Raw genomic sequence first — 10,037 nt, forward strand, 5'->3', positions numbered from 1 at the left:
CACCCCGCGACGCGCCCGTTTTCCGACGGGCCACCCGGCTGCGCCGGGACCGATTCCACGGAGATCCGAACATGACCGTTTCCCTGGCCCGCGCCAGCCTGGCGCTGGCGATGGCCGCCGCCCTTGGCGCCTGCACCACCCTTTCGCCGCAGCCGCGGGCGGACGAACTGACCTCCGCGCTCGAAGCCCGCGGCGGACCCGCCGTGGACTGGGCCGCCGTCGGCGCCCCGCGCGAGGAGCGCGCCGCGATCGGCCGCTGGCTCGACCAGCCCATGACCCTCGACGCCGCGCTGCGCGTGGCCATGCTGCGCAGCCCGCGCCTGCAGGAGGAATACGCGCACCAGGGCCTGGCCCGCGCCGAGGTGCTCGAGGCCGTCGAGATCTCGAACCCGACGCTGTCGCTGTCGCGCATGTCGCTCGACGGCGGCGGCAGCAACCGCACCGTCGGCCTGTCGCTGCCGCTGGTGGACCTGCTGATGCTGCCGGTGCGCACCCGCCTGGCCCGGCTGGAATACGAGCGCGCCACCTACGAGATCACCGGTGCCGTGCTCGGCGTCGTCGCCGAGGTCGAATCGGGCTGGTACGAGTACGTGGCCGCGCGCCAGGTGGCGGCGATGCGCGAGGCGGTGGCCGAAGGCGCCGCGGCCTCGGCCGAGCTGGCGCAGCGCTTCCACGACGCCGGCAACATCAGCGACCTGCAGCTCGCGCAGGAACAGGCGGTCGCGAGCGAGGCGCGCATCGAAGCGCTGCGCGCCCGCGCCGAGGCCGGCCGCCAGCGCCTGGCGCTGAACCAGGTGCTCGGCCTGCACGGCGACGAGGCGGACTGGGAGGCCAGCGACAACCTGCCGCTGCCGGTGCCTCAGGAAGACGATCCGGCGCTGCTTGCAAGACTCGCCGGCGAAGGCAATACCGAGCTGCTGGCGGCGCGCAAGGAAGCCGAGGTGCTGGCCGACGCGCTGGGCCTGACCCGCTCGCTGCGCTGGCTCGGCGGCAGCGAGATCGGCTACGAGCGCGAGAAGGAAGCGGACGGCGCCCGCCTGCGCGGCCCGGAGCTCGCGCTGGAACTGCCGATCTTCAACCAGGGCCAAGCCCGCGTGGCGCGCGCCGAGGCCCAGCTGGCCGCGGCGCTGGCGCGCGTCGACCAGGCCGAACTGTCGGCCACGCAGGGCGTGCGCCTGGGCAGCGAGCAGGTCTCGGCCCTGCGCGAAGTGGTGCGCCTGCACCGCGAGGCGCTGGTGCCGCAGCGCGAGACCATCGTCGCGCGCCAGCAGGAGCGCCAGAACTTCATGCTGATCGGCGTGTTCGAGCTGGTGCAGGCCAAGCTGGCCGAGTACGACGCCTACCAGGCCTACCTCGAGGCGGTGCGCGACTACTGGCTGGCGCGCGTGGTCGGGCAGCGACTGCCCAGCGACGCCTCGATCGGCGAACGCACGCCGGCCGTCCAGGACATCCTGGCGCCGAAGGGCGGCATGGACCATTCGATGCACGAGGGCATGGACCACGCCAACCCTGAGGAGATGGATCACTCCAAGCACGAAGGGATGAACCACGCCAAGCCTGAAGAGATGGATCACTCGAGGCACGAAGGGATGGACCACTCGCAGCACGAGGCCGACGACGCCAAGCCCGAGGACGACGCGCCCCGCCACGACGAACACGACCACGGAGACACGCCATGAAGCTCACCCGCCGCAACCTGCTGATCGGCACCGGCGCGGGCCTGGTCGCCTCCGGCGCCACCGGTGCGTTCGCCCAGGATGCCCACGTCGGCCACGCGTCACCTGAAGCCGCGCCGCCGCCGGCCACCCGCCGCGGCGCCGGCCGCGTGCGCACGCTCAACGGCTGGTCCCTGCCCCACCGCATGAACGGGGGGGTGAAGGAGTTCCACCTGGTGGCCGAGGAGTTCGAGCACGAGTTCGCGCCCGGCTCGAAGGCGATCTGCTGGGGCTACAACGGCTCCACGCCGGGCCCGACCATCGAGGCCGTGGAAGGCGACCGCGTCCGCATCTACGTCACCAACCGCCTGCGCGAAGCGACCACCATCCACTGGCACGGCCTGCTGCTGCCCTCGGGCATGGACGGCGTCGGCGGCCTGAACCAGCCGCAGATCCAGCCCGGCGAGACCTTCGCCTACGAGTTCACGCTGCGCCAGCACGGCACCCACATGTACCACCCGCACGCCGACGAGATGGTGCAGATGGCGCAGGGCATGATGGGCCTGTTCATCATCCACCCGCGCGAAGCCGAGGCGGTGCCGGTGGATCGCGACTACGCCTTCCTGCTGCACAACTTCGCCCTGCATCCGGGCACGCGCCGCCCCGATCCGGCGGTGATGCAGGACTTCGACCTGTGGACCTTCAACTCCAAGGTATTCCCCGCGATCGAACCGATCGTGGCGCGCACCGGCGAGCGCGTGCGCATCCGCGTCGGCAACCTGAGCATGTGGAACCACCCGATCCATCTGCACGGCGTGCAGTTCGAGGTGACGGGCTCCGATGGCGGCCGCTGGCCGCGCGGCCAGTGGCGGCGCGAGGTGACCGAGATCGTCGGCGTCGGCCAGATGCGCGACATCGAGTTCACGGCCGTCGCCGGAGACTGGGCCTTCCACTGCCACATGTCGCACCACACCATGGGTCCGATGGGCCACGACATCCCGAACACGCTGGGCGTCGACCAGTCCGGCGTCGAGGAGAAGATCCGGCGCATGCTGCCAGGCTACATGGCCATGGGCGAGACCGGCATGTCCGAGCACCAGGACCATACCGACAGTGGCCACATGCAGGGGCCGGAAAACACGCTGGCGATGATGGCCGGCAAGGGTCCGTTCGGCAACATCGAGATGGGCGGCATGTTCACCGTGGTCAAGGTGCGCGACGATATCGCGCCCGGCGATTTCAGCGACCCCGGCTGGTACCGCAACCCGGCCGGCACCGTCGCCAGCCGCGTCAGCAGTGATCCCGATTTCGGCGCGCCCGTGCGCCGCAACGCAAGGTAAGGAGAGCGAGATGAAGTTCCTGAAGATGATGATGGCCGCGCTGCTGCTGTCCGCCGCCGGCACCGGCTTCGCCGCCACGCCCAACACCAGCCCGGTCGAGCGCGGGCTGCCGCTGGTCACCGTGCACAAGAGCCCCTACTGCGGCTGCTGCGAGAAGTGGATCGAGCACATGCAGGCCGCCGGCTTCGAGGTCGAGGTGGTCAACACCGAGGACATGACGCCGGTGAAGCAGCGCGTCGGCATCCCGCCCGGCAAGGGCTCCTGCCATACGGCCGAAGTCGGCGGCTACTTCGTCGAAGGCCACGTGCCCGCCGATGACGTGAAGCGGATGCTGGCCGAGAAGCCGGCCGCCCGCGGCATCGCCGTGCCGGGCATGCCGATCGGTTCGCCGGGCATGGAGTCGCCGGACGGCCGCGTGCAGGCCTACGAAGTGCAGCTGATCGACAAGGACGGCCTGAGCAGCACGTATTCCACCCACGCCGCGTCGGAGTGAGTTGATTCAGTCGGCGTCGGCGTAGCGCCAGGCGCCGCCGGGCGCAGCGTAGGGCGTGCACTCGATCCTGGCGCCGGCCCAGGCCGCAAGCGCCACGCAGCCGCCGTCGGCCAGGTCCCAGTGCCAGGCATCGGCGGTGTCGATCTCGGCGGCGCGTGCGGTGACCCGGCGCGCCTGCGACGGCTGCAGCCCCTCCCCGCCGCGCTTGCCGCGGGCTTCCTTCAGTGCCCAGAACAGGTGGAACACGCGCTCGCGCGCGGCGCCTTCGTCGGTCGCCCCGACCTGGTCGGCTTCCTCGGGCGAGAACAGGAAGCGCGCGATCGCCACGTAGTCGCGCGGCTTGCGCGGGCGTTCGAGGTCCAGCCCAACGGGCGCGGACGCGATGGCGGCGGCGAGGTGTTCGCCGCTGTGGCTGAGCGAGGCCCAGAGCCCGCGGCCATCCACGTGGCGCAGGCGCGGGCGCGGATCGGCATCGGATTCGAAGCGCCAGTCGGCGGGCGAGCCGCCGTGGGCGTCGCTGGCCATCACCCGCAGCAGCCAGTGGCCCGCGAGGTACTGGCGCCGGCGCAGCGCGGCGACGATGCCCTGCAGGCGCAGGTCTTCGCCCGCGGTCAGCCAGGCGGTGCCGGGACCGGGCAGCCGGGCCTCGACGTCCGCGAGGGACGCCAGCGCGATCCGGCAGTCGGCGGCGTTCGCCACGTCAGCGGTCGGCCACCTTGGCGTAATTGCCCAGCAGCGCCACGCCCACCATCAGCCGGCCGGCCCCGCACTCGTACTGGGTGGCGCTGCTGAAGACCTGGCGCTTGAAGTTGCTGCGCAGGCCGATGACGGCATTCGCGCCGCGGGCCTTGGCGGCATCCTGCAGGGCCACCAGCGCGCCCAGCAGCGCCCAGTCGCAGGATTCCTGCTCGGACTTGCCGACGGCATTGGTCTTTCGGTTGGTGTTGGCGACGCCGAAGTCCTGGACCACGGCAGGCGTGGCCTGGCCTTCGAAATAGAAGGCGACGCTGCCGTCCAGCACGCCCTGCGCCTTGCCCTGGGCGATGGCACTGGCGATGTTGAACTGCACGCGCTTGTCGCGCGCCTCGGCCGGTGCGGCGACCAGGGCGAACAGGACGGCGAAGGTGGCGGCCAGGCTGGTGATCGGTTTCATGTGTGCTGATTCCCTTGGAAGGTCAGGCGGCCCAGCGGCGCAGCACCAGCGAGGTGTTGATGCCGCCGAAGGCGAAGTTGTTGCTCATGGCGTACTCGGCGTCGAGGGTGCGGCCGTCGCCGGTGATGTAATCGAGCGCGCCGCAGCGCGGGTCGACGTTGCGCAGGTTCAGCGTGGGGTGGACCCAGCCCTCGCGCATCATCTCCAGCGTCACCCAGGCCTCGAGTGCGCCGCAGGCGCCCAGCGTGTGGCCGGTGTAGCTCTTGAGCGAGCTGATCGGCATGCGCTCGCCGAACACCGCGTGGGTGGCCGCGGTCTCGGCGATGTCGCCGTGGTCGGTGGCGGTGCCGTGGGCGTTCACGTAGGCGATGGCTTCCGGCGGCAGGCCCGCGTCCTCCAGCGCCAGCCGCATCGCCACCGCCATCGTGGCGGCATTGGGCTGGGTCACGTGCTGGCCGTCGCTGTTGGTGCCGAATCCGACGATCTCGGCGTGGATGGTGGCGCCGCGCGCCCGTGCGTGTTCCAGGTCCTCGAGCACCAGCGTGCAGGCGCCCTCGCCCACCACCAGGCCGTCGCGGTCGGCGTCGAAGGGGCGCGGCGTGAGTTCCGGCGTGTCGTTGAGCGTGCTGGTGGCGAACAGGGTGTCGAACACGGTGGCGTCGGTGACGTCGAGCTCTTCGCAGCCGCCCGCCAGCATGGCCACCTGCTTGCCCGACTTGATCGCCTCGTAGGCGAAGCCCAGGCCCTGGCTGCCCGAGGTGCAGGCACTGGAGGTGGTGATGATGCGGCCGTTGATGCCGAAGAACACGCCGATGTTCACCGGCGCGGTGTGGCTCATCATCTTGATGTAGGTGGTGGCGTTGATGTACTGCGTGGTCATCTCGGACAGCATGCGGCCGAAGTCGCCGATCGAGGACGGCGTGCCGGCGGACGAGCCGTAGGAGATGCCGACCTTCCCGGACTTCAGCAGCGGGTCGCCCAGCAGGCCCGCGTCGATCAGCGCCAGTTCGCTGGCGCGCGTGGCCAGCATCGCCACCCGGCCCATGCTGCGCAGGGTCTTGCGGTTGTAGTGCTCGGGCAGCTCGAACGGCGCGCAGGGCACACCCAGGCGGGTGTTCAGGCCCTTGTACTGGCCCCACTCGTCGAAGCGACGCACGGCGTTGCGGCCCGAACGCAGGTGCGCCAGCACGCTGGCCCAGTCGTGGCCCAGCGGGCTGATCGCGCCGCGGCCGGTGACGACGACGCGGCGCATCAGACCATGCCTCCGTTGACGGAGATCACCTGGCGGGTGACGTACGAGGCCTCGTCCGACATCAGGAACGACACCACCGCGGCCACTTCCTCCGGCCGGCCGACGCGGCGCAGCGGGATCATCTTCATCGCCTCGTCCACCACTTCGGCGGGCAGCATCTCGGTGTCGACCAGGCCGGGCGCGACGCAGTTCACCGTGATCTCGCGCTTGGCCAGCTCAAGCGCCAGCGCCTTGGTGGCGCCGATGATGCCGGCCTTGGCGGCGCTGTAGTTGGTCTGGCCGCGGTTGCCGGCGAGGCCCGACACCGAGGACAGCGTGACGATGCGCCCGGGCTTCCGGCGCCGCACCATCGGCATCACCACCGGCTGCAGCACGTTGTAGAAGCCGTCGAGGTTGGTGTGGATGACGCTGTCCCACTCCTCGCCCGTCATCGCGGGGAAGGCGTTGTCGCGGGCGATGCCGGCGTTGCAGACCACGCCGTGGTAGGCGCCGTGCGCCTCGATGTCGGCGTTGAGGGCGGCGGCGCAGGCGGCGCGGTCGGCGACGTCGAAGCAGAGCACGCGCGCGGCGCGGCCCATCGCGGCGATCTCGGCGGCGACCGCCTCGGCCTCGTCGCGGCGGCTGCGGCAGTGCACGACGATGTCGAAGCCGTCGCGGGCCAGGCGCAGCGCGATGGCCTTGCCGATGCCGCGGCTGGCGCCGGTGACCAGGAGGGTGCGTGGATTCATGCGGAAGCGGTTCCAAGGTAGGCGTCGGGATCCGGCGGCTCGAACACCGAGACGCTGGCGGTGGCGACCACCGCCTCCCCGACCAGCAGGCGGCAGGCGAACAGGCCCAGGCCATTGTCGCCCATCAGTTCGCAGCGTGCCTCGATGCGCAGCACGGAGCCGACCGGCAGCCGGTCCCAGGCCGCGTCATAGCGGCGGGTGCCGAGCAGGAAGCCAGGCTTGACCGCCTCGTCGCGGGCCAGCGCGCGGCCGCCGGCCCAGGCGGCGATGGCCTGGGCCATGTACTCGATGCCGACCCAGGCCGGCACGGCCTCGGTGTTGTCCTCGAGCAACAGGTCGTCGTCGCGCACGGTGGCTTCGGCGACGACGTTCTCGGCGTCGAGGTGCAGCACGCGGTCGAGCCAGAGCATGCCGCCGCGGTGCGGGACCAGGCTCTCCATGGCCAGTTCGCGCGGGTCCATCAGCCGGCCCCCAGCACGAGCGCGGCATTGCTGCCGCCGAAGGCGAAGGACTGGCTCAGCACGTGCGTCAGCGGCGCCGCGGCGCGCCGGCCGGGCGCGACCAGGTCGACGGCGGGCAGCGCCGGGTCGGCTTCGCCGTCCCACCAGTGCGGCGGCAGCGCGTGGCCGGGGTTGCGCGCCAGCGCCAGCCAGCACAGCCCGGCCTCGACCGCGCCGGCCGCGCCGAGCGTGTGCCCGGTCAGCGGCTTGGTCGAACTGGCCGGGGTCGCGGCGCCGAACACGCGGTGCAGCACCGCGGCCTCCATCGCGTCGTTCTGCGGCGTGGCGGTGCCGTGCAGGTTGACGTAGCCGATGTCGGCGGGCGCCAGCCCGGCGCGCTGCAGCGCCTCGCGGATGGCGCGTTCGGGGCCGTGGCCTTCCGGTTCCGGCGCCGACATGTGGTGGGCGTCGGAACTCTCGCCCCACCCCGCCAGCCGCACCGCGCCCGGTTCGCGCGTCATCAGGAACAGCGCCGCGCCCTCGCCGATGTTGATGCCGTTGCGATGCCGCGAGAACGGATTGCAGCGCGCCTCCGACACCGAGCCCAGCGCGCTGAAGCCGGCGATGGTGAACTGGCAGATCGAATCCACGCCGCCGGCGATCACGGCGTCCGCCAGCCCGGCGCGCAGCAGGCGCGCGCCCGAGGCCAGCGCCTTCGCGCTCGACGAGCAGGCGGTGGAGATGACGTGCGCGGGACCGCGCGTGCCGAGCTGTTCGGCCAGGAAGCGCGCCGGCATGCCCATTTCCTGCTGCGAATAATGGAAGGCCGCGGGCCAGTGCCCGCCGGCCAGGCGGTACTGGTGCGCATGCTCGCTCTCGCCCACGCCAGAAGTGCTGGTGCCCAGCACGATCGCCACGCGATCCGGGCCGACGCGGGCGATCGCGGCGTCCACTGCGGCGCGAATCGGCGCCAGCGCCAGTGCGCCCAGCGCGTTGTTGCGACCGTGAAGCGCGACCGGGAGCGCACCGAGATCCGGCAGTTCGCCCGGCACCAGGCCCAGCGCGAGCGGACGGCCGAGCGTCACGATCTCAGTGGACGCCACGCCACGCGGCGCATCGGCGGCGAACAGGCGCGAGGCCACCTCGTCCGCGTCGCGTCCCAGCGCGCAGCACAGCCCGAGTTCGTTGAGGAACACCGCGCTCACGGCGACACCGGCACGGAATCGATGCGCAGGCGATAGCGCAGCCGCGCCTGGTGCAGCACGCGGGTGTCGGCGTCCTCGCGGTCGACCCAGGCCACGGGGCCGTTCGCGTCCCGGAGCGTGCGGCGGGCGCCGTCCTCGTCCAGCGTCCAGCCCGCGGGCAGCTGCGTGCGCAGCGCCTCCGCCGGCCAGAACACCAGCTGCAGGTCCGACAGCACGCGGGCGCCGTCCAGCGATTCCGGCACCCAGGGCATGCGCTTCTGGGTGAGCTGCTCGCCGTCCCAGTCCAGCCGCAGCGCCACCTGGCCCTGGGCGTGGATCACCAGCCGCACCGCGTCGGCGTCGGCCTGCACCATCGCGTCCACCGTCTCGCGGCGGTCGCCGTGTTCGAACGCCAGCCGCTGCTGCTCGGCCAGCCCGCCCGGCAGCGCCGAAGGCGCCAGCGCGAACAGCGGCGCGGCCTCGGCCGGCGGCCGCGTCGCCGGCGGCGTGCATGCGGCCAGCGCCAGCAGCGCCAGCGAAGCGATCAGGCGGAGCACAGCTGCTCCAGCACGGCGAGGCGGCGCTTGTTCTCGGCGACGTAGGGATTGGCCTTGTCCCAGGCGTAGCCGGCCAGGATCGAGCAGATCATTTCGCGGATGTCGGGGCTCGGGTTCGGGTGGAAGATGATCTTCTGGAACCCGCCCGCGTACCAAGCCTCGACGAAGCAGCGGAAGGTATCGACGCCCGCGCGCAGCGGCTTCCCGTAGTCGGCTTCCCAGTCCACGGTTTCACCCGCGAACTCGCGGGCCAGGCAGGCGGAGGCCAGGCTGGCCGACTTGAAGGCGATGGTGACGCCCGAGGAGAACACCGGGTCGAGGAATTCGCCGGCATTGCCCAGCAGCGCGTAGTTCTTGCCCCACAGCGACTTCACGTTGGCCGAGTAGCCGACGATCTGGCGCGCCGGCGTGTCCCACTCGGCCTCGGCCAGCAGTTCGCACAGCCCCGGGTCCTCGCCGACGATGGCCTTGAGGCGTTCGGTCTCGGTGCCTTCGTACCGCGAGAGGAAGCTGGTTTCGGCGACCACGCCCAGCGAGCAGCGGCCGTTCGAGAACGGGATGGTCCAGTACCAGACATCCTGGTGCTCCGGATGCACGGTGATCAGGATCTTGTTGCGGTCGAAGGTCGCCGAGCCCGGCGCCACGCGATCGGCCACGTGGGTGAAGATCGCGCCGCGGGCCGGGAAACCCGAAGGGCTCTCGAGCTTGAGCAGTCGCGGCAGGATGCGCGCGAAGCCGCTGGCGTCGAGCAGGAAGCGCGCCTGCACCCGGTAGGTCTCGCCTTCCGGGCTGCGCACGGTCACCACCGGCTGCTCGCCGTCCACGTCCACCGCCAGCACCTCGTGGCGGAAGCGCACGGTGGCGCCCATGCGCGCGGCCTCGTCGGCCAGCACCTTGTCGAAGTCGGCGCGCTGCACCTGGTAGGTGGTGCCCCAGCCCTTGCTGAACTTCTGGCGGAAATCGAACTGCGTGCGCCGGTCGCCGCAGGCGAAGGCAGCGCCGTTCTTGTACTGGAAGCCGGCCTCGACCACGGCCTTGAGCATGCCCGCGGCCTCGATGTACTCCATGCTCTGGGGCAGCAGGCTTTCGCCGATCGAGAAGCGCGGGAACTGCTCCTTCTCCAGGATCAGCACCTCGCGCCCCTGCTGGCGCAGCATGCCGGCCGCCACGGAACCGGCGGGGCCGGCGCCGATGATCAGGATTTCGGTGGTTTCGGTGCGCATGTCCATGTCGGT

11 protein-coding genes are annotated in these 10,037 nt (G+C 71.6%); 3 read left to right on the forward strand and 8 right to left on the reverse strand.

Annotated elements, in window-relative coordinates:
• The first annotated feature begins 71 nt into the window (after window positions 1-71).
• Genes N787_RS05265 through N787_RS05275 form a run of 3 tightly spaced genes read left to right on the forward strand, consistent with a single transcriptional unit; the run spans window position 72 to window position 3,488 of the window.
• Window positions 72-1,679, forward strand: a complete 1,608-nt coding sequence (locus N787_RS05265; protein ID WP_034211245.1) for a TolC family protein — start codon at window positions 72-74, stop codon at window positions 1,677-1,679.
• On the forward strand, window positions 1,676-2,995 hold the full coding sequence (locus N787_RS05270) for a multicopper oxidase family protein (RefSeq protein ID WP_084590636.1): 1,320 nt from the start codon (window positions 1,676-1,678) through the stop codon (window positions 2,993-2,995). Before N787_RS05265 ends, N787_RS05270 begins: the two co-directional genes overlap by 4 nt.
• Before the next feature lie 10 nt (window positions 2,996-3,005).
• Entirely contained in the window at window positions 3,006-3,488 is a 483-nt protein-coding gene (locus N787_RS05275) for a DUF411 domain-containing protein (protein ID WP_084590637.1), read from the forward strand.
• Window positions 3,489-3,494: 6 nt separating this feature from the next.
• On the opposite strand, the gene N787_RS14250 is transcribed toward N787_RS05275, so the two are convergent.
• From N787_RS14250 to N787_RS05315, 8 genes are read right to left on the reverse strand one after another with little or no spacing between them, the layout of a single operon-like run.
• Entirely contained in the window at window positions 3,495-4,187 is a 693-nt protein-coding gene (locus tag N787_RS14250) for a 4'-phosphopantetheinyl transferase family protein (RefSeq protein ID WP_052575151.1), read from the reverse strand.
• Window position 4,188: 1 nt separating this feature from the next.
• Entirely contained in the window at window positions 4,189-4,641 is a 453-nt protein-coding gene (locus N787_RS05285) for a hypothetical protein (RefSeq protein WP_034211246.1), read from the reverse strand.
• A gap of 22 nt (window positions 4,642-4,663) precedes the next feature.
• Entirely contained in the window at window positions 4,664-5,893 is a 1,230-nt protein-coding gene (locus tag N787_RS05290; protein WP_034211248.1) for a beta-ketoacyl-ACP synthase, read from the reverse strand.
• Window positions 5,893-6,621, reverse strand: coding sequence for a 3-ketoacyl-ACP reductase FabG2 (locus N787_RS05295; protein ID WP_034211250.1), 729 nt, complete (start codon window positions 6,619-6,621; stop codon window positions 5,893-5,895). Before N787_RS05295 ends, N787_RS05290 begins: the two co-directional genes overlap by 1 nt.
• Window positions 6,618-7,082: a hotdog family protein gene (locus N787_RS05300; RefSeq protein ID WP_034211252.1), complete on the reverse strand. Its 465-nt coding sequence runs from the start codon at window positions 7,080-7,082 to the stop codon at window positions 6,618-6,620. The genes N787_RS05295 and N787_RS05300 overlap by 4 nt, the downstream gene beginning before the upstream one ends.
• Window positions 7,082-8,266 (reverse strand): beta-ketoacyl-[acyl-carrier-protein] synthase family protein, encoded by a 1,185-nt coding sequence (locus N787_RS05305; RefSeq protein ID WP_034211253.1) that lies wholly within the window; start codon window positions 8,264-8,266, stop codon window positions 7,082-7,084. The genes N787_RS05300 and N787_RS05305 overlap by 1 nt, the downstream gene beginning before the upstream one ends.
• Window positions 8,263-8,802, reverse strand: a complete 540-nt coding sequence (locus N787_RS05310) for a DUF3261 domain-containing protein (protein ID WP_034211254.1) — start codon at window positions 8,800-8,802, stop codon at window positions 8,263-8,265. The genes N787_RS05305 and N787_RS05310 overlap by 4 nt, the downstream gene beginning before the upstream one ends.
• Entirely contained in the window at window positions 8,790-10,031 is a 1,242-nt protein-coding gene (locus N787_RS05315) for an NAD(P)/FAD-dependent oxidoreductase (protein ID WP_211252131.1), read from the reverse strand. The genes N787_RS05310 and N787_RS05315 overlap by 13 nt, the downstream gene beginning before the upstream one ends.
• Window positions 10,032-10,037: the final 6 nt, after the last annotated feature.

It is taken from the genome of Arenimonas metalli CF5-1 (assembly GCF_000747155.1).
GTDB lineage: Bacteria > Pseudomonadota > Gammaproteobacteria > Xanthomonadales > Xanthomonadaceae > Arenimonas > Arenimonas metalli.

Coding starts and splice junctions, on each gene's coding strand:
- N787_RS05265 (WP_034211245.1), top strand. CDS start 72: ATGACCGTTTCCCTGGCCCGCGCCAGCCTGGCGCTGGCGATGGCCGCC.
- N787_RS05270 (WP_084590636.1), top strand. CDS start 1,676: ATGAAGCTCACCCGCCGCAACCTGCTGATCGGCACCGGCGCGGGCCTG.
- N787_RS05275 (WP_084590637.1), top strand. CDS start 3,006: ATGAAGTTCCTGAAGATGATGATGGCCGCGCTGCTGCTGTCCGCCGCC.
- N787_RS05285 (WP_034211246.1), bottom strand. CDS start 4,641: ATGAAACCGATCACCAGCCTGGCCGCCACCTTCGCCGTCCTGTTCGCC.
- N787_RS05290 (WP_034211248.1), bottom strand. CDS start 5,893: ATGCGCCGCGTCGTCGTCACCGGCCGCGGCGCGATCAGCCCGCTGGGC.
- N787_RS05295 (WP_034211250.1), bottom strand. CDS start 6,621: ATGAATCCACGCACCCTCCTGGTCACCGGCGCCAGCCGCGGCATCGGC.
- N787_RS05300 (WP_034211252.1), bottom strand. CDS start 7,082: ATGGACCCGCGCGAACTGGCCATGGAGAGCCTGGTCCCGCACCGCGGC.
- N787_RS05315 (WP_211252131.1), bottom strand. CDS start 10,031: ATGGACATGCGCACCGAAACCACCGAAATCCTGATCATCGGCGCCGGC.